Source organism: Streptococcus uberis, from assembly GCF_900475595.1.
GTDB lineage: Bacteria > Bacillota > Bacilli > Lactobacillales > Streptococcaceae > Streptococcus > Streptococcus uberis.
On the sequence record NZ_LS483397.1, the window covers coordinates 204,379 to 227,954 of the forward strand.

23 protein-coding genes and 1 pseudogene are annotated in these 23,576 nt (G+C 38.5%); 19 read left to right on the plus strand and 5 right to left on the minus strand.

Going from position 1 to position 23,576, the window contains the following annotated elements:
* Positions 1-45 precede the first annotated feature (45 nt).
* The 9 genes from DQM95_RS01250 to DQM95_RS01290 all read left to right on the plus strand — a co-directional run bounded on the left by DQM95_RS01250 (position 46) and on the right by DQM95_RS01290 (position 10,132).
* Positions 46-2,460 carry a glycyl radical protein gene (locus DQM95_RS01250; RefSeq protein WP_037592872.1) on the plus strand — a complete coding sequence of 805 codons (2,415 nt, stop codon included), beginning with the start codon at positions 46-48 and terminating at the stop codon, positions 2,458-2,460.
* 14 nt (positions 2,461-2,474) lie between these two features.
* A complete protein-coding gene (locus tag DQM95_RS01255; RefSeq protein WP_037592870.1) occupies positions 2,475-3,143 on the plus strand; it encodes a fructose-6-phosphate aldolase in 669 nt (222 codons plus the stop codon).
* Between the two features lie 237 nt (positions 3,144-3,380).
* Entirely contained in the window at positions 3,381-3,698 is a 318-nt protein-coding gene (locus tag DQM95_RS01260; protein ID WP_012657716.1) for a DMT family transporter, read from the plus strand.
* Between the two features lie 3 nt (positions 3,699-3,701).
* Positions 3,702-4,586, plus strand: a complete 885-nt coding sequence (locus DQM95_RS01265) for a carbohydrate ABC transporter permease (protein WP_037592868.1) — start codon at positions 3,702-3,704, stop codon at positions 4,584-4,586.
* A 9-nt stretch (positions 4,587-4,595) separates the two neighbouring features.
* Positions 4,596-5,450 carry a carbohydrate ABC transporter permease gene (locus DQM95_RS01270; protein ID WP_100911851.1) on the plus strand — a complete coding sequence of 285 codons (855 nt, stop codon included), beginning with the start codon at positions 4,596-4,598 and terminating at the stop codon, positions 5,448-5,450.
* A gap of 13 nt (positions 5,451-5,463) precedes the next feature.
* On the plus strand, positions 5,464-6,774 hold the full coding sequence (locus tag DQM95_RS01275; protein WP_111685898.1) for an ABC transporter substrate-binding protein: 1,311 nt from the start codon (positions 5,464-5,466) through the stop codon (positions 6,772-6,774).
* A gap of 14 nt (positions 6,775-6,788) precedes the next feature.
* Positions 6,789-8,288 (plus strand): CehA/McbA family metallohydrolase, encoded by a 1,500-nt coding sequence (locus DQM95_RS01280; RefSeq protein ID WP_037592866.1) that lies wholly within the window; start codon positions 6,789-6,791, stop codon positions 8,286-8,288.
* Complete coding sequence (locus DQM95_RS01285; RefSeq protein ID WP_037592865.1) at positions 8,285-9,013, plus strand: HAD family hydrolase; 729 nt, start codon at positions 8,285-8,287, stop codon at positions 9,011-9,013. The genes DQM95_RS01280 and DQM95_RS01285 overlap by 4 nt, the downstream gene beginning before the upstream one ends.
* A 15-nt stretch (positions 9,014-9,028) precedes the next feature.
* Complete coding sequence (locus DQM95_RS01290; protein ID WP_037592864.1) at positions 9,029-10,132, plus strand: ABC transporter ATP-binding protein; 1,104 nt, start codon at positions 9,029-9,031, stop codon at positions 10,130-10,132.
* A 67-nt stretch (positions 10,133-10,199) separates the two neighbouring features.
* On the opposite strand, the gene DQM95_RS01295 is transcribed toward DQM95_RS01290, so the two are convergent.
* Positions 10,200-11,357: a DUF4352 domain-containing protein gene (locus DQM95_RS01295; protein WP_052713353.1), complete on the minus strand. Its 1,158-nt coding sequence runs from the start codon at positions 11,355-11,357 to the stop codon at positions 10,200-10,202.
* A 377-nt stretch (positions 11,358-11,734) separates the two neighbouring features.
* Here DQM95_RS01295 and DQM95_RS01300 point away from each other — a divergent pair.
* The 3 genes and pseudogenes from DQM95_RS01300 to DQM95_RS01310 all read left to right on the plus strand — a co-directional run.
* Positions 11,735-11,812, plus strand: a pseudogene (locus DQM95_RS01300) (ATP-binding cassette domain-containing protein); the annotation flags it as partial.
* A 54-nt stretch (positions 11,813-11,866) separates the two neighbouring features.
* Complete coding sequence (locus tag DQM95_RS10040) at positions 11,867-12,025, plus strand: hypothetical protein (protein WP_170123118.1); 159 nt, start codon at positions 11,867-11,869, stop codon at positions 12,023-12,025.
* Positions 12,026-12,416: 391 nt separating this feature from the next.
* The gene (locus DQM95_RS01310) at positions 12,417-14,129 is read left to right on the plus strand and encodes an alkaline phosphatase (protein ID WP_111685900.1); all 1,713 of its coding nucleotides are present in this window, start codon (positions 12,417-12,419) and stop codon (positions 14,127-14,129) included.
* A gap of 29 nt (positions 14,130-14,158) precedes the next feature.
* Here DQM95_RS01310 and DQM95_RS01315 read toward each other — a convergent pair whose 3' ends face one another.
* Entirely contained in the window at positions 14,159-14,668 is a 510-nt protein-coding gene (locus DQM95_RS01315; RefSeq protein ID WP_012657718.1) for a phosphatidylglycerophosphatase A family protein, read from the minus strand.
* A gap of 335 nt (positions 14,669-15,003) precedes the next feature.
* Between DQM95_RS01315 and DQM95_RS01320 the strand changes: the two genes are divergently transcribed.
* The 6 genes from DQM95_RS01320 to DQM95_RS01345 all read left to right on the plus strand — a co-directional run bounded on the left by DQM95_RS01320 (position 15,004) and on the right by DQM95_RS01345 (position 19,954).
* On the plus strand, positions 15,004-15,342 hold the full coding sequence (locus tag DQM95_RS01320) for a helix-turn-helix domain-containing protein (protein ID WP_012657719.1): 339 nt from the start codon (positions 15,004-15,006) through the stop codon (positions 15,340-15,342).
* Positions 15,343-15,471: 129 nt separating this feature from the next.
* Positions 15,472-15,741, plus strand: a complete 270-nt coding sequence (locus DQM95_RS01325) for a zinc ribbon domain-containing protein (RefSeq protein WP_111685901.1) — start codon at positions 15,472-15,474, stop codon at positions 15,739-15,741.
* A gap of 73 nt (positions 15,742-15,814) precedes the next feature.
* Complete coding sequence (locus DQM95_RS01330) at positions 15,815-16,735, plus strand: DMT family transporter (RefSeq protein ID WP_111685902.1); 921 nt, start codon at positions 15,815-15,817, stop codon at positions 16,733-16,735.
* Between the two features lie 68 nt (positions 16,736-16,803).
* Positions 16,804-17,601 (plus strand): MurR/RpiR family transcriptional regulator, encoded by a 798-nt coding sequence (locus tag DQM95_RS01335; RefSeq protein ID WP_037592863.1) that lies wholly within the window; start codon positions 16,804-16,806, stop codon positions 17,599-17,601.
* 134 nt (positions 17,602-17,735) lie between these two features.
* Positions 17,736-18,722 carry a Gfo/Idh/MocA family protein gene (locus DQM95_RS01340; RefSeq protein WP_111685903.1) on the plus strand — a complete coding sequence of 329 codons (987 nt, stop codon included), beginning with the start codon at positions 17,736-17,738 and terminating at the stop codon, positions 18,720-18,722.
* A 62-nt stretch (positions 18,723-18,784) separates the two neighbouring features.
* A complete protein-coding gene (locus DQM95_RS01345) occupies positions 18,785-19,954 on the plus strand; it encodes an NADH-dependent flavin oxidoreductase (RefSeq protein ID WP_111685904.1) in 1,170 nt (389 codons plus the stop codon).
* A gap of 25 nt (positions 19,955-19,979) precedes the next feature.
* On the opposite strand, the gene DQM95_RS01350 is transcribed toward DQM95_RS01345, so the two are convergent.
* A complete protein-coding gene (locus DQM95_RS01350; protein ID WP_037592860.1) occupies positions 19,980-20,801 on the minus strand; it encodes a putative RNA methyltransferase in 822 nt (273 codons plus the stop codon).
* Positions 20,802-20,950: 149 nt separating this feature from the next.
* On the opposite strand from DQM95_RS01350, the gene DQM95_RS01355 reads away from it, so the two are divergent.
* Entirely contained in the window at positions 20,951-21,976 is a 1,026-nt protein-coding gene (locus DQM95_RS01355; protein ID WP_037592859.1) for a S66 family peptidase, read from the plus strand.
* A gap of 53 nt (positions 21,977-22,029) precedes the next feature.
* Here DQM95_RS01355 and DQM95_RS01360 read toward each other — a convergent pair whose 3' ends face one another.
* The gene (locus DQM95_RS01360) at positions 22,030-22,956 is read right to left on the minus strand and encodes an anti sigma factor C-terminal domain-containing protein (RefSeq protein WP_111685905.1); all 927 of its coding nucleotides are present in this window, start codon (positions 22,954-22,956) and stop codon (positions 22,030-22,032) included.
* Positions 22,943-23,443 (minus strand): RNA polymerase sigma factor, encoded by a 501-nt coding sequence (locus tag DQM95_RS01365; RefSeq protein ID WP_408646213.1) that lies wholly within the window; start codon positions 23,441-23,443, stop codon positions 22,943-22,945. Before DQM95_RS01365 ends, DQM95_RS01360 begins: the two co-directional genes overlap by 14 nt.
* Between the last annotated feature and the right edge of the window lie 133 nt (positions 23,444-23,576).

Below are 23,576 nucleotides of genomic sequence, written 5' to 3' on the forward strand. Positions count from 1 at the left end.
CGAAAGAAACAAAAATGTTTACGAAAGTAATAAGGAGCTGTGACCATGACCCAAACAAAACACTATTTTGGCCAATTAACAGATAGAATGAACAAGTATCGTGAAGCAGTCTTAACCAAAAAACCTTATATTGATGCGGAACGTGCCTTGCTAGTGACTGAAACTTACAAAAAACACATGGATAAGCCGGCCAATCTCAAAAGAGCATATATGTTGCAAAACATTTTGGAACATATGACCATTTATATTGAAGATGACAGTTTCATTGCTGGTAACCAAGCATCCTCTAATAAAGATGCTCCCATTTTTCCAGAATATACTCTGGAATTTGTCATCAATGAACTAGATCTCTTTGAAAAACGTGATGGGGATGTTTTCTACATCACTGAAGAAACCAAAGAACAATTACGTTCTATTGCGCCTTTCTGGGAAAACAATAACTTACGAGCACGCGCAGGAGCTCTCCTTCCAAAAGAAGTGGATGTCTACATGGAAACCGGCTTCTTTGGTATGGAAGGCAAAATGAACTCAGGCGACGCGCACTTAGCTGTTAACTATCAAAAAGTGCTAGAATATGGGCTTAAAGGATTTGAAGAAAGAGCGCGTGCTGCTAAGGATGCCTTAGATTTAACGGTTCCAGAAAACATCGATAAATACCATTTTTACGATTCCATTTTTATTGTCATTGATGCCGTTAAAACTTATGCGCATCGCTATGCTTCATTAGCTCGCGAAATGGCTGAAAATGCCAGTCCAGAACGCAAATCAGAATTGCTAGAAATTGCCCGTATTTGTGACAAGGTGCCTTACCAACCAGCGGAGACTTTTGCGGAAGCTGTCCAATCAGTTTGGTTTATCCAGTGTGTCCTTCAAATTGAATCAAATGGCCACTCCCTATCCTATGGCCGCTTTGACCAGTACATGTACCCGTATGCCAAGGCTGATATCGAAGCAGGCCGTGAAACAGAAGATTCCATTGTCGAACGCCTCACTAATCTATGGATTAAAACCCTAACCATCAATAAAGTGCGTAGCCAGTCTCATACCTTCTCATCTGCTGGTAGCCCAATGTATCAAAACGTAACCATTGGTGGTCAAACCAGAGACAAAAAAGATGCTGTCAATCCTATGTCTTACATGGTCTTGAAATCTGTAGCCCAAACTAAATTACCACAACCTAATCTAACAGTACGTTACCATAAAGGCTTGGATAATCATTTCTTGAATGAATGCATTGAGGTTATGAAACTTGGCTTTGGAATGCCTGCCATGAATAATGACGAAATCATTATTCCTTCCTTTATCAAAAAAGGTGTACTAGAAGAAGATGCCTATGACTACTCAGCTATTGGCTGTGTGGAAACAGCAGTACCTGGGAAATGGGGCTACCGTTGTACGGGAATGAGCTATATAAATTTTCCTAAAATCCTTTTGATTACCATGAATGATGGTATTGATCCGTCATCAGGCAAACGATATGCCAAAGGCCATGGTCATTTCACAGAGATGACCTCTTATGAGGAACTCAAAGCGGCATGGGATGAAACCCTACGTGAAATCACACGCATGAGTGTCATTGTGGAAAATGCCATTGACCTCGGGTTGGAGCGTGAATGCCCAGATATCCTGTGTTCAGCCCTAACTGATGATTGTATTGGTCGTGGTAAGACTTTGAAAGAAGGCGGAGCTGTCTATGATTACATCTCTGGCTTACAAGTAGGTATTGCTAACTTATCAGACTCCCTAGCAGCGCTGAAAAAATTAGTCTTTGAAGAAAAACGATTGACCACTAGTGAACTTTGGCGGGCCTTGGAGACTGATTTTGCTGGAGACCGAGGAGAAGAGATTCGTCAAATGCTCATCAATGATGCACCAAAATATGGTAATGACGATGATTATGCCGATCAACTTGTGGTGGATGCCTACGACACTTACATTGATGAAATTGCTAAATACCCTAATACGCGCTATGGTCGGGGACCTATTGGTGGGGTGCGTTATTCAGGTACCTCATCGATTTCTGCCAACGTCGGTCAAGGTAAAGGGACCCTGGCAACTCCTGATGGCAGACATGCCGGAACACCTCTAGCGGAAGGCTGTTCTCCGGAGCACAGCATGGACAAAAAAGGGCCAACCTCAGTTCTGAAATCTGTTTCTAAATTGAGGACGGATGAAATTGTGGGAGGAGTCCTACTCAATCAGAAAGTTAACCCTCAAACATTGGCTAAAGAAGAAGACAAGCTGAAATTGATGGCCTTGTTGCGGACCTTCTTTAACCGTCTACATGGTTATCACATTCAATACAATGTCGTTTCTCGTGAAACCCTGATTGATGCCCAAAAACATCCTGAAAAACACCGTGATTTAATTGTCCGTGTTGCTGGTTATTCCGCTTTCTTCAATGTGTTATCAAAAGCAACTCAGGACGATATTATTGAAAGGACAGAACATAGCTTATAGGAGGAAATAGATTTATGGAATATATGTTAGATACACTGAATTTAGAGGATATCAAAAAATGGTCTGCTATTTTACCACTAGCCGGTGTGACCTCTAACCCAACGATTGCTAAAAAAGAAGGAGACATTGATTTCTTTGAGAGAATCAAAGAAGTTCGCTCTATTATTGGTGAAGAAGCTTCTATTCATGTGCAGGTAGTTGCTCAAGATTATGATGGTATTTTAAAAGATGCCGCTCGGATTCGTGAACACTGTGGTGATAGCATTTATATCAAAGTGCCTGTGACAAAAGAAGGTTTGGCAGCTATGAAGACTTTGAAAGCTGAAGGCTATCGTATTACGGCAACGGCTATCTATTCTATCTTTCAAGGTTTATTGGCCATTGAAGCAGGAGCTGATTATTTAGCGCCCTATTATAATCGAATGGAAAATCTTAATATTGATGCCGAAGCAGTTATTGGACAATTAGCAGAAGCTATTGATAGAGAGTGTTCGGACAGTAAAATTTTAGCTGCCAGCTTTAAAAATGTTGGGCAAGTAAATAAGGCATTTGCTTTGGGAGCACAAGCTATTACTGCAGGACCAGATGTCTTTGAAGCAGGGTTTGCTATGCCTTCCATTCAAAAAGCCGTTGATGATTTCAGTGCTGACTGGGAAAGTGTTCATGGTCAAAAACAGATTTGATAACTAATGCCTGTGTGAAAATTAAAGCAGTCAAAAAAGGAAACACTTTATGGTGTTTCCTTTTTGTGGCTATCATCATTAACATATGGAACTGTTTTTTCTAATATGGGGAAATCAGTTTTTTTCTGTAGAAAAATGGCATTTTTTCGAACTTTTACAATACTTTTACAAAAAACATACGTGAACTTTAAGCTTAGTCGCTATACTTGAGATAGAGTTTGAATGAAGGAGCTTGTTATGGCCATTGTTTATTTATTGTTAGCCATACTGGCAGAAGTGATTGCCACCTCTGCTCTTAAGTTAACTAAGGGTTTGACCCTTTTGTGGCCCTCGCTTTTTTGCATTAGTATTTACATGATTTGTCATTATTACTTTGCTAAGGCCATTCAAGATTTAAATTTGGGCATTGCCTACGCCTTATGGTGCGGAGTTGGTATTCTCGTCACGGTTTTTGTTTCGGTACTTTTTTATAAAGAAAGTCTTTCTGTTACAGGAATCTTGGGAATCTTACTGATTTTATCAGGATGCCTTCTAGTGAATTTGGGAGGAAACTAGTTCATGTCACTTCAAAAAAGTCGACTTAGTAACAGCTTTTTAGTAGCTATGTTCGTATTGCCTGCTTTGATTCCTCTGTTTGTCTTTTGGATTTACCCTATATTACGAACAGTTTGGCTAAGTTTTACGGATTGGAATTTCATGTCACCAGATTATCAGATTGTTTTATGTGATAATTATAAGAGTCTTTTGACCGATTCGCGTTTTTACAATGCTTTGGTCAATACCTTAGTCTTTACTTTAGGGACACTTGGTCCAACCATTATTGGCGGTTTGATATTAGCACTCTTACTTCAAAAGAAGACTGCAGGTAGTGGCTTCTTCAAATTTATTTTATTCTCGCCATGGATTACGCCGACGGTAGCTATTTCTATTGTTTGGACCTGGATTTTTGAACCCAAAGGTGGTATCGCCAACCTCATTTTGGAGGCTATGCATTTGCCAGCCTTGAGTTGGTTGAAAAGCTCACAGACAGCCATGTTAGCCGTGATTATCGTGACAGTTTGGAAAAGTTTGGGCTATGCCATGATTTTCTACCTGTCAGCTTTGGAAAAAGTTCCTAAAGACATTTATGAAGCGAGTTCATTAGATGGTGCAAAACCTTGGCGTCAATTTATTGATATGACCTTACCAAGTATTTCACCGACAACTTTTTTCCTTATGATTATCACAATGGTAAATTCATTGCAGGCCTATGACCAAATCCAAATTTTGACTCAGGGTGGTCCGAGTGGTAGTACCAGAACCTTACTTTACATGTATTACCAATTAGGGTTTGAAGAATACAATATGGGGCAAGCAACAGCTGTTGCCGTTATCATGGTCCTAATTACCATTGTCTTATCCTATATGCAGTTTGTGGGTTCTAAAAAGTGGGTTCATTATTAAGGAGATCTTATGGAAAACCAAAATCAGCTTACGCTACAAGGGATTTTAGGGAAATGCCTTAAGTGGTTCCTACTCTTGTCCATCAGTCTTTTTACAGCATTTCCATTTATATGGATGTTAATTTCTTCGTTAAAAACGAAAGCAGAAGTGATGAATACAGAGGTCATTTGGCCTCATATCCCTCAATGGGGAAATTATCTAGAGATTTTTACGCAATCACCTATTCCAAAATACATTTGGAATAGTTTGTGGACATCTGTTGTCATTGTATTGATTCAAATTGTAACTGGAGCCATGCTTGCCTATGCCTTAGTTTTCTTGAGGTTTAAGGGGCGTCAGCTCATCTTTGCTATTGTTATGGGAACTTATATGTTACCAGCAGCAGCGACTTATATACCCAGTTATATCATCTTATCAAAAGGGGGGATGTTAAATACATTAACGGGTCTCATTGTATCAAGTACTATTAGTATTTTTGGAATTTTTCTTCTCAGACAAGCCTTCATGCAAGTTCCAAAGAGCTTAATTGAGGCCTCTCGCATGGATGGGGCTTCCCATTTTCGAGTATTGTGGGAAATTGTCTGCCCAATGACCAAATCGTCGTTTATTACCTTCGGTTTAATGAGCTTTATTGCAGCTTACAACAGCTACATGTGGCCTTCCTTAATTACAAATGATCAGCCAAAATATCTGGTTTCACAAGGATTGCGAAGCTTCTTTATTGAAGGCGGCGCCTATGGTACAGAATGGGCAAAAGTGATGGCGGCAAGTTCTGTCATTGTCTTACCTTTATTAGTGATATTTGCTTTCACACAAAAATGGTTTATTAATGGAATTGGTGGCGACACCGGAGTAAAAGGATAAAGAGGATCGTAAAATGAAAAAGAATTGGTTAACACTTGCATCAGTTGCTTTATTATCAACAGTTACACTTTCTGCTTGTGATGGCTCATCATCAGCAGCTCCAAAAACAAAAGATGGCAAAGTAGAAGTTGAATTTTGGTTTGCTGGTGGAAAAACAGCCGTAAATGTTTGGAAAGACATTATTAAAGAATACAATGCTTCTCAAGACAAATACGAAATTAAAGCTGTCACACAAGCTGACTATGAAGAAACATACACAAAACTACAAGCAGCAATTGCAGGTAACAAAGCTCCTGACTTAGTACTTCTTGATACCGCACCTTCACGTAATTTAGATAAGAAAAAACTGTTAGCAGATATTAACAGCTTAGCAAAAGATGACAAAGACTTTAAAGCGGATAACTATGTCAAAGTTTTTGCAGATCAAGGGACTAACAAAGAAGGTAAACGCTACGGTTTGCCAGCTTACGGTACAACTCAAGTCATGTACTACAACCAAGAAGCCTTTAAAGCTGCTAATATCCAACCAGAGTCTATCAAAACTTGGGAAGATATGGGTAAAGCTGCTAAAGCCATCAAAGATACTGGTAAATTTACCTATGGTTGGGAACCAATGTGGGGACCTTACAACTTGATTGATGCATCTTTAAGCAATGATGCCAAAATGTTCAGTGAAGATGGGAAAAAGGTTACCATTAATGCTAAAGAATGGGTTGATGTCTGGGAACAGTTTAGAAGCTGGATTCATGATGATAAAACCATGACTGTTAATTCTGGCGGACAAGGTTGGGAATATTGGTATAAGACCATTGATGATGTCTTAAACAATACTGCTGGTGGCTATATTGGTTCATCTGGAGACCAAGCTGACTTAGATTTCACCAAAGTACAAGCAATGGAACAACCTGCATGGGATGCAGATTCTAAATCTGCACCAGCAGCAGATGCTCTCTTAATGGATGTTCTTGCTAAGTCAACTAAGGAAGAACAAAAGGGTGCATTTGACTTTATGAAGTATTTTACAAATGTTGAAAACCAAGTCAAATGGACAAAAGCAGTTGGTTACGTTGCTGTGAATAAAGCTATCACAGAAAATGCTGACTACAAAGCCTATGTTAAAGATCATCCACAAGCCCTCGTACCATTTGAACAAGCTAAACATGGATCCGTTTTACCTGTTGATCCAACGGACGGTGCCATTTATGATGCCTTAAAAGTTGCTGCGGATAAAGTAGAACTCGAAAACGTACCTGCACAAGAAGCATTAGACCAAGCTCAAGAAACAGCTCAAAAAGCACTTGACAAGGCTCTCGAGAAAAAATAAAAGGAGTTGAGAAGATGAAGGAAACCTATCATTTTCAATTAGATAAAGACCAACAACGGTTATCAAAGGCAAGTTTTCAAATGCCTGAACAGTGTTCAGGGATAAGCTTGACTTACTCATTAGAAGAACCTTATACCATGTTAGTTCTTTTAATGATTCGGGATGACAAGGGTAGAATTCGTTTTCAAAAACAACTCAGTTACAGTAGTAAAACCATCTCCTTGAGTCAAGAATCAAAAACAACAACTATTGGTGGCTTACCAGGACAACTTGATCCTGGTGAGTGGACCATAGAAGCCATTTACAATCAAGAATATGGCAAACATTTTGATAAAGAAGTGATTGCTTTTGACATCGACTTAGTCTTTACAGAAAGTGACGTCAAAGAATCTATCTCAGGCCCCATTTGGGTTAATGAAGACTTTGAATACCGTTATTTGGACACCATCAAAAAGTATCAAAAAGGGAAACGCTGGTATAAAGGCGATTTTCATACCCACACCCAATTGTCTGATGGTAAAGAATTAATCCCTACGGTTACTGAAAAAGTGCTTGAAGAAGGATTAGATTTTTACATTGCCACTGAACATAACCTCTTGCATACTGGTTGGCAGAAAACACCGTTAATGGTTCTTCCAGGAATGGAGATGACAACCAATTTTGGACATGCCAATGTCTTTGGTTTAACCAAGAGACCAGAAACCTTGGATGACATTATTTTTAAGAGTGGTGAAAAAGATGTTCTTAAAGCTATCGATGCTTTTATTCAAGAGTGTCATGACAATGACTGGTTGTTTTCAATCAATCATCCCTTCTTATATTTATGGAAATGGCAGTTTAAGGATTTAGAACTGAGTCGATTAAACTGTTTAGAAATCATCAATGATCCCACTTATGAATTGGAGCCTAAGGCCCAAGGGAAATTAGCGAATCAACAAGCAGTTACTTTATCAGACTTATTTTGGTCCGAGGGCTACCGCATTTGTGCTATTGGAGGAAGTGATTCCCACATGTTGAAAGGGGAATGCTATCCAACGGCTCAAACCCCATCTGTACCAGGGGATCCAGCAACTTGGATATTGATGGATAACTTGACGGCACATGATTTGAAAGATGGACTTAAGGCTTGCCATAGTTATGTCACTCGTTTTTGTTCACTTGATATTACTTTACGCAGTGATTACGGGGAAGATATCTATTTTGGTGATATTTTGCCAGAACAAGCTCACTATTTAGACTTTGACATTCAGATTGCTATTGAGGACCAACCCATTTTCTTTTATATGATGAATCATCAAAAAGTCGTGGTTCCAACCGAAGAAATTGGAGCAGGATTATACCGTGCTTCAGGTCATATTCTGTTGGAAGCAGAAGACTATCAATGGGTCCGTTTTGGTGCTGAAACTCAAGACGGAGACTTCCGTTTTTATGCCAATCCGATTACCAAAGGACATAAAACACCTGAACTGAAAACTTTTGGTCAGGCTATTAAAGCATTAGGGATAGATCTATGATTAAAGGAATTTTATTTGATAAAGATGGGACCATCATCGACTTTTTTAAACTTTGGCAACCAGCAGTGGCACCTGTTTTAAACCGGTTGATTGACGATTATCAGCTTTATCCAAAAAGCCTTTATTTTCCGAAATTGGAAAGAGCTATTGGGATTTTGGATGGTCAAATTGATCCTGAGGGTGCCATAGCTTGGAAACCCTATCAGTTAATAGCCGAAGATTTGGGGCAAGTCATTCAAGAAGTCCAGGTGGATTTGGATTATCAGTTACTGACCCACCGCTTACAAGACTATTTTGCAGAAGCAGTTGCAGCCTTTAAAGGGGAAATTCCGACCTTCACAGATATGATATCACTCTTTTCAACATTAAAAGAAGAAGATATCGCTATTGGCGTCGTGACCACAGATACTTTCTTGTCCACATGGGATACGATGAGAGAACTTGGTTTGGACCACTTTATCTCATTTGTGGGAACCTGTGATAACAGCCGACCAATTAAACCAGATGGAGAATTGGTCAATCAGGCAGCTAAACTATGGGGTTGCCAAGCTGATGAAATTGTAGTCGTTGGAGATACACCAAATGATATGCGTTTTGCAAAAAATGGCAAAGCCGTCGCAGTTGGCGTAACTAGTGGTGCAGCAACAGAAGAAAGTCTGTCACATTACACTGCCTATATCATACCATCAGTCGCTGATTTACTGCCTTTACTGGAAAAGTTATAAGAAAAGAGGTACTTTGTGTCCAAGGTAGAATTAAAACATGTCAATAAAATGTATGGTGATAGTAAAGCCGTAGATGATTTTAATCTGGTCATAGACGATAAAGAATTTATTATCTTTGTAGGCCCATCAGGATGTGGAAAATCAACAACCCTTAGAATGATTGCAGGTCTTGAAGAAATCAGTTCGGGTGATTTATTTATGGATGGCCAAAAAATGAATCATGTCAGTCCAAGTGACCGAGACATTGCAATGGTTTTTCAAAATTACGCCCTTTATCCCCATATGACTGTTCGTCAAAACATTGCTTATTCCTTGAAAATTCGAGGCATGAGCAAAGAGGTTATTGCTGAGAAAGTCGCTGAAGTGGCCAAATTACTAAAACTAGAGCCATACTTAGATCGTAAACCGGGTCAATTATCAGGTGGGCAAAAGCAGCGGGTGGCCATGGGGAGAGCCATGGTAAGACATCCCAAAGTCTTCTTAATGGATGAACCCTTATCCAACCTTGATGCCAAGTTGCGTGGTGAAATGCGTATTGAAATTGCAAATCTGTATCAAAAATTAGATGCCACATTTATTTATGTGACACATGATCAAACTGAAGCAATGACTTTGGGCACACGGATAGTGGTGATGAAGGACGGGAAAATTCAACAGATTGACACGCCGAAAAATCTCTTTGAACACCCAGCAAATTTATTTGTTGCTGGCTTTATTGGGACACCACCAATGAACTTTTTAGATGCTACTTTAGACAAGGAGCGTGACTGTGTCTATCTCCAGACCAACCATCACGAACAGGAAATTAGTCTTGCCAAAGCTCAGGAATTTGAAGAAAATGGGGCTTTTGGCAAAAATCTGGTCTTAGGTATTCGTCCAAACGATGTTATTATCTCACAAACAATGACACCTTCAAGTTTAACAGGAAAGGTTCAAGTATATGAAATGCTTGGCGAAGATGCCATCGTTCATGTTCGTTTAGAAGAATCCCGTCAAACGGTCATTGTCAAGTCACCATCAACAGATAGCTATCAAGTGGGGGATAGTGTTTATCTCACATTCCCAGAAGATCGCCTTTATCTCTTTGATAAAGCAACGGAAGTAGCTTTAATAAATTAAGCAAAAAAAGCCTATGAAAATAGGCTTTTTTACTTGGGTGAGTTTTTCTGGGTGTTTGTGATGATTCTTAGATACCACCAATAAAGGCATCAATTAGATTTTTATAGTCGTAGTTACTATCTGCGTCACTCGTATCAACTGTCCATTTTCCGGTATCAGTATCTTTTGTCAATTTCAATTCATAGCCATCTCCAGGCATGTAATCAGGTGTTGACAATTGTGCAGCATCGTACCGTGTATGAACATTTTCAAAAATGAATTTTTCAGCATCACGGTAAAGGGCATCATAGTCCGAAAAGTTATCATCTTTATGTTGTTTGATGTATTCGTCTTTCAAACTGTCGGTATCGATGTCATTAAAGTTGATAACAGATGGTTTGACAGTAACAGTAGCTGATGTTGGTAAATAATCTTTAACAGTATATTCTACTTGTGCTCGTTTGGAATTAGCAGCAATATATTGTTGCGCAAATTTTTGAGCCTCTCCATCACCAGGTTTATAGTAAGACCAACCTTCTTTGGCTGCTTCAACGAAAGCTTTCATATAAGCAGAACGGTCCTCGTCAGCTTTATTTGCCAGTTCCCACTTGTCTGATTTTTCAGTTTTCTTAGCAAGAAGTTCCACTTCTGCATCACCGCTTGTGCTAGCAGCTTCAGCATCAGCACCATCAATAGTGGCTTTGTCATCAAGGAAGGTTTGTGTTACAAATGTTTTAGCTAGATCTTTAACTTTTTCACTGTTATCATCGTATTTGCTTGCATTGATCGGAATCTTAACTTCTGTTTCATCCTCACCAGGAATTGTTGACTCAACGACCAACTCATAGTCTTTTTCTTTTTTGTCAACTTCGTAGACTAAATAGCCAGATTTTGTTTGTCCTTTTGACACTTTTCCATAGCTAATGGTTTTAAATTGATTTTGAGAATCGTAAACATTACTTGGCTCAATAGCTTCGCCATCCTCTTTGGTGGTTAATGAGAAAGAGTCAGTTCCATAAGGGATGCTCTTGTCACCTTTATTTGTCAATTTGACTTGTAAGGCTAAGTAACCTTTTGATGAACTTGAGGATTTTAAATCCTTAGTTGTAATGTATTCACCATCCATTATTTTGACTTGTAAGCCATTTTTGGTTGTAGAACTATCTTTTGACTGCCCAGAACAGGCTCCTAAAATAAATACGGATGCTAGGGTAATAACACCTAAACCAATTGTTCTTTTTTTCATAACTATTCTCCTAATCCCAAACAATTGCAAAAAGCCAATAATTAAAAAAAGTTAATGTTTTTGTTATTTTTAATTGTTGCTTTTTTGCCCTTTACGCTTTCATAAATTCCTATAATATCACCTAAAATATACTCAGAACATCCCTCCTCCTTTTAAAATATTGTATCAACTTCATGTAAGGGCTGTCAATTATTTACCTAATTTTTAAACTATTTTCATAAAAATGGGTAAAAGCAGGTGAAAAAAATCAAATTCTCTATTGTTTTCATGAAAAAAGGCCCTGATAAACTTAACAAAATTAAATTGAATTAACAATTAGAAAAAATGACAGCTCTTAAAGCTCTCATTATACTTAAGAAAAAGTTTTATCAGATTTATCTCTTGCAATAAAGAAGCGAGAAATTCTTGGCTTGATTGGTCTTTCAGGTTCTGGTAAATCAACTTTAATTAAGTAAGCCATGGGCATGGAGAAGCCAGATTTTGGGTCATCACAGATTTTAGGATGTCATATGCCTAAACGACTTATTTTAGGAAAATTGGACTATATGGCCCAATCAGATGCTCTCTATCAGTCATTAACAGGCTATGAAAATCTAGTCTTCTTTGCACAGATGGCTGAAAAAGGCAGAGCTAGCAGAATCCATCAACCAGGTGGCAGCAATTGTTGATCTGACAGCTCACCTAGGCTAAAAAGAAAATGTCAAAGAAGCTTCAAAAAGAGTTGTTACCAAGTCAAAATCTTTACCAAAGTTTTACAGAAAAAAGGGGAGAATTTTACAATTGGTCACTATAATGGAATTATGGGGTACGTCACATCCTAAGGGAGTCTCCAACAGAATAAAGGCAAAAAAAGTTATCTCAGTTTTTCCTCCTAAAAAAGCTGCTAGATAATGTTAAGATCACTGAATCCTAATCCAATCAGTGGTCTTTTTTCTTTCCTTTAGATAACTGGTTCATTAAAACTTTACAGAACTTTTATAATAATCGTCATAAAATTTTACAATGACTCTTTAAAATAGACATGTAGACAAATGATTTAGGACAACAAAGGAGATTATGATGTCACCAAAGAAAAAATCACTCAAAAGCTTAGGTATGCTCTTGTTAGCTTCTTCACTAGTTTTAGGTGCTTGTTCACAAGAATCGGCTTTGAAGATTGACACTGATGCAGCCAACAGTAGCAAAAAAGCAGAAAAGACAGCTAATGGGAAATCTGTTCAAATGTACGACAGCAAACGTCCTAAGACAGAAGATTATTCTAAAGTGAATGATCATCAAGCTAAATATGTTTTCCTCTTTATTGGAGATGGTATGGGAGTCACTCCAGTCACTGCAGCTGAAAACTATTTAGGTTACACCAAAACCAATAAAGGTGAAGTTTATCCAACTCGAATGAATTTTACGGAAATGCCAGTCATCGGTTTGAAGTCACAGTATGATTGTCATTCCTTCATTCCGGACTCAGCTTCAACAGCGACAGCTTTTGCATCAGGAATCAAAACACAAACCAATACAGTTGGATTATCGGGTGATTTTGAAAAATCAAGTGATAGTGTTGCGGAAAAAGCAAAACGTGCAGGAAAATCCGTAGGGATTTTAACAACAGTGACCCTCAATCATGCTACGCCAGCAGCTTTTTATGCTAACGCAGAATCACGTTCTTCTTATTATGACATTGGTCTACAAATGGCGGACTCTAATTTTGATTTCTTTGCTGGAGGTTCCTTAAAAGATAGAACTGGTAAAGAAAATGACCAAAAAGATCTCTATGATGTCATGAAGGAAAAAGGCTATAATGTTGTTGAAACAAAAGCAGAAGCTGAAAAAGTAGATGCTAAGGCTAAAAAAACCTACATCGTCTCTGAAGAATTGCAAGATGATGGGGCAATGCCTTATAACATTGATAAAAAAGAGAGTACTCAAGATCTAAATGACATGGTCAAAAAAGGGATTGAGGTTATGGAAGATGATCCAGAAGGTTTCTTCATGATGGCAGAATCAGGTAAGATTGACTGGGCTGAACATGCTAACGATGGGGCGACGACTGTTAATGAAGTGATTGGTTTCCAAAAATCCATTCAAACAGCCATGGATTTCTATAATGAACATCCTGATGAAACCTTGATTGTTGTTACTGCAGACCATGCGACAGGTGGCTTTACTATTGGTAATGAATCAACAGGTTATGAAACATATTTTGACCAATTAACGAAACAAAAAGGGTCTCAAATTGAATTTGACAAAATTGTTACCAAGGCTTTGGAAGAAAATCCAGATATGACTTTCGAAGCATTTGCACCAAAAATTGAAGACTTCTTTGGCTTGAAACTTGATAAAAATGCTCCTTCAGAAAAAATTAGTGTTGAACAAGAAGAGGACTACCTTAAAAAACAAGCAGAGAACAGATCTCTTTGTTCACAAGAAGAATACAAAGCCTTGGAAGAAGCTTTTGAAGAATCTAAAAAAGCTCCAGAACAACAAAATACTAATTATGGTGAGTATATTCCGGTATCTATCACAGCAACTCGTATCTTAGATAAGAAAGCAGGCCTTGCTTGGTCAACTACTGACCATTCGGGTGAAAAAGTTCCCGTTTATGCCATGGGTTCAGGTGCAATCATGTTTGATGGAGAATACGATGACACGGATGTTGCTGTTCGCCTTGGTGAGGCCATGGGCTTTAACGGCAAAGATTCTAAACCCAAAGAACAAGTTGAGAAAAAAGCAAAAAAACCAAGTGGTGTAGGCTTAGAAGCACCAAAAGAAAAATAAAAAGTAAAAAAGGACCGAAAGGTCCTTTTTTACTTTTTATTGGTAATAGCACTTTTATCTGGGTCATTATGTGCTAGTCGGCTGGCTGCTGCTGCGGCAATGGCACAGACAATATCATCTAAAAAGGTATGGCAAGATTTGCCGTCTTTTGAATTAAGGCTGGCGATAATACCTGGTTTTTCTTTGTCCAGATAACCATAGTTGGTAAAACCAATAGAACCGTAGAGATTGACAATAGAAAGGGCTAAGATTTCGTCAATACCATAAAGACCTTCATCTGCTTTTAAGATGTCAAGGAGAGGTTGAGACAATTGATTCTGTTCAGCTAATTTATCCATTTCAATGCCTGTAATAATAGCATTTTGGACTTCACGTTTCTTTAGCACAGCTTGAATATTGTCTAAACATTCTTCCAAGGTTAAACTTGGGATGTACTTGTTTTGTAAGGAAAGTACCAGTTGGGCAATATCATTGAGATGAACCCCTCGCTCAGCTAAGAGCTGATAAGAAACTTCTTGTAATTGTTGATCACTTTTCATATGACGCCTCCTTTCTTTGATTATATCATAGTGCAATTCCTTTACCTATAAAAAGAGATAAGATAAACCTGTCACCTTTTGACCTCAAAAAGTAATGAAAATGTTCCATAAAAATGAAGAAAATTTTATGAAATTAGGGTATAGTAGATAATATACTATTGCTATCAAAGGCTATGTGGTAACCATAGACATGCTGACACCATAAAAATGAGATTTTTTTAATATTTTTAAAACCTCTGACTTTTTAAAGTTGGTTATTTTTAAAAACAATATTTTAAAAACTTAAATAATCAGTCATATCTGTGTAAAATGGATTTTATGAGGTAAAAAATGTTATGGAAAATAAAATTTTACAGGAATACATTTCAAAAAGAATACGACTGCTGAGGTTAGAAAAAGGCTTAACGCAGGAACAATTGGAAGAAAAAGCTGATCTTGGAACAAACTATGTTTATAAATTGGAAAATCAATCAACAAATATCAAAGTTAATACTTTGGAAAAAGTTATGACAGCATTAGACGTTGATTTTGAAGAATTTTTTGACATCAGTTTAGTGGAACAAAACTCAGACTTATCTGACTTAATGGTTCAGATTAAAGAGCTGTCATCGGGGCAACAAGATCGTGTCATTAAAGCATTATCAACATTAGTTGGAGAAATAAAAGGAAAATAATTCCTAAGTCCTAATCCTGTAGGGCTTTTTTCTTTTACCTTAAAAGGCACATTGATAATACTGCATTTTGATATTCTAATTTTTCAGACTATGATACAATAATGAGGGAACCAAGCAAAGGAGAGACTTATGGAAAAATTTTGCCAGTCATGTGCCATGCCCTTAACGCCAAAGGGACAAGATTTTAGAGGAAATAATGCCGATGCTAGTAAATCGGATACTTATTGTTACCTCTGTTATCTTAATGGGCAGTTCACAGAACCAAATATCACCTTCGAAGAAATGGTAGCAAAGGGTCAAAAAGGCATCGAAGCCAGTCCCGGAAATGCCATCAGTAAATGGGTGATGAAAAAATCTTATCCCATGATGCTTAAAAAAGTGAGCAGATGGCAATCATAGTGACTCAAAAGGCAAGAAGCGTTTGCCTTTTTTGTGTTGCCAAGAGCCTTTGACTCTATGCTATAATAAGTTTATGAAATTTCAAGACAAACACCCGATTCTTCTTGGCTCTTTAGCAGCCTTAACCTGTGAAAGTCTCTTTGGACTTTCTTATCTGTTTACAAAATCCGCCACCAGTCAATCCTCCCCTTTAGCCTTGTTGGGATGGCGCTTTTTATTAGCATTTTTGTTCATGCAATTGCTAGTTACTTTGGGTTGGGTTAAACTGACCATAAAAGGGAAATCCTTAGGACAGTTGGTAAAGATTTCATTTTTTAGTCCTGTCCTCTACTTTATTGGAGAAACCTTCGGCATCAAAATGACCACAGCCTCTGAGAGTGGTGCTTTTTTAGCCACCATACCGGTCATTGCCCTTATGGCTTCAAGCATTCTTTTAAGAGAAAAGCCAAATCGGCATCAGGTTATGGGGATTGGTTTGACCTTGGTTGGTGTACTTTTAACCGTCTTTGCCTTAGGCTTGTCAGCCAGTTTTTCCATTCCTGGCTATCTGATGCTGATCTTGGCTGTTATTGGTTATGCCTTTTATAGTGTTCATGTTGAAAAGGCCACAGCCTTTTCCGGAGCAGACATGACCTATATGATGCTCTTAGTTGGGGGCTTGGTTTTTCCCATTTTGGCTTTGGTAGAAGCGGTGCTAAAGCATCAGTTATATGAACTCCTCTTGTTACCTATTAGACATCAAGCTTTTTCCATAGCGGTGCTTTACCAAGCATTAGCTTGCTCAGTGATAGCCTTTTTCCTCTCCAATTTTGCTATTTCTAAAATCGGTGTTAACAAGGCTGCTTCATTCATTGGGGTTTCAACCTTGGTATCAATCCTAGCAGCAGTCCTCTTTTTAGGCGAAGCCTTTAGCCAATACCAAACTTTTGGTGCTTTTTTAATCATTCTTGGTGTCTATTTATCTAATATCCCTATCAAACAAAATAAGCCTTAGAGAATTCCTTTTCTTGAGGCTTTTTATGTTAGAATAGAAGAAATAATTGAGAAAATGAGAGTATCGAGATGACGATTTTAAGCCGTTTTGCTGAGAAAGAAAATTTTACGCCAACCGAGCAACTAATCATTGACTACTTGCAAAGCCATCAAGAAGAACTGGAATCACTGACTATTGGACAGCTGGCCAAGGGGACCTTTAGTTCAAATGCTAGCATCATCAGGCTTTGTCAAAAATGTGGTTATCAGGGTTTCAGGGATTTTCGCCTGGCCTTGGTATCAGAGTTGACGTCCAGTCGTTATCTGGGTAAAATCGTTGATTTTTCAAGACCTTTCCAGATTAAGGAATCCAGTCAAGAAATGGTCAACGGCCTGTTTTCTCTTTATAAAAGTAGTATTGACCAAGTCCAGTCCTTGCTTGATATTCCACAATTGGAGGAGATGGCAGAGCAGATTGCCCAGTCAAATCGTCTCTTTTTATTTGGTTATGGTGATGTCAAGTTAACCTTGAAGAGTTTCAGTAATAAATTGGTCAAAATCAACTATTTTCCAATTATGGCGACGGAAAACGAAGAGGAACATGAAATTGTTCCCCACATAACAAACGGGGATGTCGCCTTATTCGTTTCATACCGTGGAAAAAATGAAAAAATGGCTCAACACATTGTCTCCTTGAGACGACAAGGTGTTGCCACCTTTGTTATCACTGCTAATCAAAAGAGTCCTTTATTACCATACAGCAAAGGCTATCTCCTCATTCCAGATTTGGAAAAAGAGGATAAAATTGGAACCTTCTATTCTCAACTCTCTTTTGACTATCTCTTGAACCTGATTTACACCTTTCTTTATAAAAAACACTATGATTAATGGACTTTTTGTCCACCAAAATACTTGTTTTAGTGACAAATGATGAACCTTTTGACCTCTTTGGGGTCAAAGGGTTTTCTTCTGAACAAAAAAGCATAAACTGGAGGTATCAGATGGATTAAAGGAGAAATAGAATGAAATTAGGCATTATTGGAACAGGGATTATTGTTCAAGAATTTTTACCAAAATTAGTCAAGATTGAAGGGATTGAGGTCTTAGGGCTACAAGGCATTCCGCAAGAAATGGATTTGGTTAAACAACTGGCTGCTGAAAATGGGGTGGCCCATGCTGTTTCAGATTTTGAGGCTCTAGCTGCTTTAGCTATTGATACCGTCTACGTGGCCGTACCGAACTTTTTACATACGCATTATAGCAAGCAAGCTTTGCAAAGAGGTTTGAATGTTATCGTTGAAAAACCAGCGACCAGTAATGATAAAGAACTGCTTGAGTTAAAAGGCATAGCTAAAGAAAATGATGTCTTTATTTTTGAAGCCGTGACGACCCCTTACTTAAAAGGCTTTGCCAAAATCAAAGAATGGTTACCAGAAATTGGTGACATCAAATTAGTTCAAAGTCAGTACAGTCAATATTCTCGCCGCTATGATGCTTTTAAGGAAGGAACCATTTTACCAGCCTTTGATCCTCAAAAATCAGGGGGAGCCTTGATGGATTTGAACCTTTATAATTTGCATTTTGTCATGGGCTTATTTGGACAACCGCTATCAAGCACTTACCTAGCAAATATGGAAAAGGCTATTGATACCAGCGGTATTTTAAGCATGACCTATCCAAGTTTCCAAGCATTATGTATTGCTGCTAAGGATAGTAAAGGGATGACTGGTGCTCTCATTCAAGGAGATAAAGGGCTAATTAGAACCTTTGCGCCAGCCAATGCCATTGGCAAAGTGGTTTTAGAAAAATATGATGGGACAGTATTAAGCTTTGAAGAAGACTCCTTTGAGAATCGTCTCATTCCAGAATTTACAGAGTTTATCACGGCAATCAATACGAAAGACCAAGAATTCTATGAGGAGGCTATGGCTAGAAGTCTAGCTGTTAGTCGACTCCAAACACAAGCTCGTTTAGCCAATCAGATTATTTTTCCGGCAGATCAGGCATAGCAAAAGTGTAAAGGATAACCCTATATTTGTTATAATGGAAGAAAAATCAAAGGAGAAAAGCTATGGATGTGTTAAAAGATCAAATTCGCTTACGACATGGCGCCGTTTTAGATAGTCCGATTGTGCAACCGCCTATGTTAACCTACTCAGGTAAAAAGGGAGGTTTTGCCAGCGAGGAAACCTTAGCCTATTATGGGGCTAGGTCTCAATCGGCAGGCATGGTGATAACAGAATTTCACTATGTCTCTGAAAATGGTGGTCCCTGTTCACCGCTAGGTTTTCCAGAACAACTCGGTATTCAAGACGATGACCATATTGCCTCCATTCAAGCGATTGCTAAAACCATCAAAAAGGATGGCAGTAAAGCGATATTGCAGATACATCATGGGGGCTACCAAGCTGGGGCGCGTGCCGCTCAGGGAAAAGAAGTCCTGGCTGTTAGTGAGCTTGATGTTGACTTTTTACCTTATCCTGTTCGTGAAATGACAAATGAGGAAATTGAAGAGATTATCAAAGACTTTGGACGCGCCACAAAACGTGCCATCCAAGCAGGATTTGATGGGGTTGAAATTCATGGTGCCAACCATTATTTAATTCAACAATTCTTTTCCAAAACCTCTAATAGACGTCAGGATAAGTGGGGAGGTAGCCTTGAAAAATGCATGACTTTTGCACTGGAAGTGGTTAAAGAAGTGAAAGAGGTTATTGCTAAGGAAGCTCCAACCGACTTTATTTTAGGCTATCGCATTTCTCCTGAGGAAATCCATGGCTCTACGGTTGGTTATACTTATAAAGAATCGTTAGCACTTGTTAGCCAGTTAGCAAAAGAAGACTTTGATTACATCAGTTTATCTATTTGGGGAGGCTACGCTTCAAAACCAGTTGGTAGTGAAAAATCCTATGGACAACTGTTTAAAGAAGTCGTTGGCCCAGAAACCAAGATTATGCTTGTTGGTTCGGTCTTCACAGAGGACCAAGCCCGCGATGCCATAGAACATCACACCGACCTGATTGGAGTTGGACGAGGAACCTTGATAGACCCCCAATTTGCCCTTAAAATCAAGGAAAATAGAGGGCAAGACATTGTCCAAACCATCTCTCCAGAACAGGTAGCAAAAACAGGCTGGACAAGAGGTCTTCGGGAACAGTTTACCAAAGCAGACGCTGGCGGTTTACCCCCACTACCAGGACAAGACAGTATCCTTTCCCTACATCAAGGATTATTTGACTAAAAAGAAGTTCCGCAAGGAACTTCTTTTAATTCTTTTGAGCCACTAACATGTCTGCTGCGACTGTAATCTTGTGGATTGAGGCCAAGGGAATTGCTTTTGTGTTGACATTAAAGAAAAGTGGTGTCATTTGGACAAAATGAGCTAATGCCTTATCTTCTATTGGATAAGTTTGGCTGAGATGCGTCATGTTGAAATCAGGAAAAGCTTCTGCGAAGTGGTCAACAATGGCTTGATTTGAATAGGTCTTGGATTGTAATTGCGCAGCTGCTGCCTCACGCAACTCTTGAAGGTGGTCACTTGCTGTGACCATTTTTATCAGTTTGCCGCCCGGCTTTAACACCCGAAGAAATTCCTGATAGTTTGCAGGTGAGAAAATGTCAAGAATCACATCGACACTGTCATCGGCAAGGGGAAGTTTTGCTAAGTCTCCGACAAACCAGGAGACCCGCTTTTGGGGGTCTTTTTTGGCTGCTAATAAGACGGAGTCCTTTGATAAGTCGAAGGCTAATAGTTGGTAGGAAGGATTTTCGGACAATGCGCGTGCATAGTAGCCTTCTCCACAAGCGACGTCGAGAATGGTTAGACGATGATTGGAATCTAGTTCTTCTTTAAGAGCTTTTAAAATGTGACTGTAAAAGCCAGCCTCCAGAATCCGGCTACGCTGGATAAAGGAGTTTTTGTCATAATGAGGATCTTTTTTAGCATTCAATAGGAGATTGACATAGCCTTGCTTGGCCATATCAAAGGTATGCCTTTGCGGGCATAAAAGACTTGTCCCTGACAAATGGAGCGACATATGGCAAATTGGGCATTGAAACAGCGCAACAGATTGCGAAAACGAAGACATTTAAAACTTCCTTTCAAGATGAATCACTTGCTATCTATTATACACTAATATGAGGTGGGTGACTTGGGAAAATCTCTCTGTTCGTGTTTTTTGAGATTGAATAGAAAAACTATTGTGATATAATAGTGAAAATTATTTTGGGGGTATCTATGATTAAAACCGTTGGTATTGTTAGTCTTTCACGTGGCTTATTGGGTGAAGACTTTATCAAGCATGAATTAGACCTTGGCATTAAGCGACTCGAGGACTACGGATTAGAAGTTAGGTTCTTACCCAATGCTTTGAAAGGTATCGATTATATAGAGGAACACCCAGAGGCGCGTGCATCAGATTTACTTGAAGCTATGGCCGATGACTCCATTGACATGATCCTCTGTGCCATTGGTGGTGATGATGCCTATCGCCTCTTACCTCACCTTTTCGAAAATAAGCAATTGGAAAAAGTGGCGAAACAGAAGATTTTTCTAGGTTTTTCAGACACAACAATGAATCACTTCATGCTTCATAAAGTTGGCATAAAAACCTTTTATGGTCAGTCTTTTATCGCTGATATTTGTGAGTTAGATAAGAATATGTTGCCATATACTGAGCGCTATTTCAGAGAATTAATGCAAACTGGAAGTATTTCTGAAATTCGACCTAGTGAAGTCTGGTATGAAGAGCGTCAAGATTTTAGTGAAAATGCCTTAGGGACGCAGAGGATAGCCCATTCGAATCAGGGTTTCGAATTATTAAGAGGACCAGCAACTTTTTCTGGACCAATTTTAGGGGGCTGTCTAGAGTCTATCTATGATATCTTTGATAATAGCCGCTATTCAGATACTGTTGAGCTTTGCGACAAGTATAACCTTTTTCCTAGTTTGGAAGATTGGCGTGGCAAAATACTGTTATTAGAAACTAGCGAGGAGAAACCAAGTGTAGAAGAACATCGAAAAATGTTAGAAAAGCTCAAAGCTACTGGCCTTTTTAATGTTATCAATGGTATTATTGTTGGTAAACCTCAGGATGAGAGTCATTATCAAGCGTACAAAGAGAATTTCTTAGAGGTTATTGATGCTGATATTCCCATTCTCTATAATGTCAATGTCGGTCATGCAACGCCAAGAGCCATTGTTCCCTTGGGGCTCATGGCTCACGTCGATGCTGAAGAGCAAGTCATTCGCTTTGAAGACTAAAAATACTATTTGAGACAACATTTCCACAAAAAAAGCCCGCAAGGGCTTTTTAGTTATTCAACATCTAATTGATAGTAGGGTTGGTAATCAATACTAGCTCCTAAGCTAGATCCGTATATCCATTTTTCCCCTTTTAGACTGTTAAAGTTTTCTGACTTTCCGGTTAAAATAATTCCAGCAAAGCTGAGTTGATCAACATCTTTAATGTGTTTGTTATCCTTCAAGTAGTTATCTAAATCAGAGTAGATATTAACATTATTAATTCCAATATGAGGACTATTTTTTGAAACATTGAACATTGTGTTTATAGCTGAATGTATATTCTCGGTATCTGTACCAAATTGATTTGGCCATTGCGAAGTATCTAGTGTGGTATAGGTACCAATCCATAACCAATTTTGCTTAAGGTTTTTTGGCAGCATGGTCTTTATTTCTTTGTAAGTATATGGTTTATCAAAAGTGATAGCTACTTCAATGACCTTATCTTCTAGCTGGTTAAGGTATTTAAGATCTTGACTTGGACTGGTTTTGACGTCATTTTTGCTAAACTTGACCTTTGTGTTATAAAATTGTGGAATTTTCTGTAGGTTACCTCTATCATAAAGGAGTTTATTCTTGGAAAAAACATCACTTGCTCCAGCATTAAAGGCACCTGTCAAGCTATAATTGGCTTCGAAAGGCGAGTATGCGACTGGAATGCCATCTAAATCTTTGAAACGGTCGGCATGAACCTTACCGGAAAATTGTCCAGTTGGAAAATAGTAAAGACTATTATAAGAAATATTTGGGTAGGCAATCTCAGCCAACTGTTGGTAGTCATTATAAACTTTCTGCCCATTTTTGGCGGTCATATTGCTCAGCAATTTAAAACAAAGAGCAAAGAGGAGAAGAGTAGCTAGGAGACTGAAAACTATAGTCATTAAAAAGGTTTTTCTTCGGCGTTTTTTGGCTAGAAGGGCTAAGGGATCATTTGATTTCATGATGAGTGTATCCTTTCGATTGAAGTTCTTGTTTGAGCTGACGTCGAGCGCGCATCAATGTGATTTTAATATTAGATTGAGATTTACCGGTAATTTCAGCGATTTCCTTAATGGAGAAATTTTGAAAATAGAAAAGATCTAGGAGAATTCGGAATTTTTCATTCACTTGACTAATGGCTTCATCAAGCATGTCATAGCCTTCTTGATCGTAAGGGTTTAGGCTTTCTTGGGAAAAGAAGTCTCGCTTAAGGATATCGTAGTAGTGTTTATCTCGTCGATAGAGGTCAATGTAACGGCGAATGGCTGTGCGATACATCCATGCTCGAAGCTTACTGGAGGGTAAGCTATAATTAGCTTCCAGTATTTGGACAAAAACGTCTTGTGTCACGTCCTGTGCCTGATCAGGAGAAACCCCAGATTTCATCAAATAGGCTATGATTTCATTGGCATAGGACATCATTTCTTCTTCATAAGCATCAATATTAATGTGGAGATCCTCCTTTCTACTGTCTTTTCTTATCTTCACTAGTATAACGAATGGCAAGACCAAATAGTTACATGATTAAGATTTTTTTATATTTTATGATTATTGCTATATATTTTTCATTAATTTATAATGA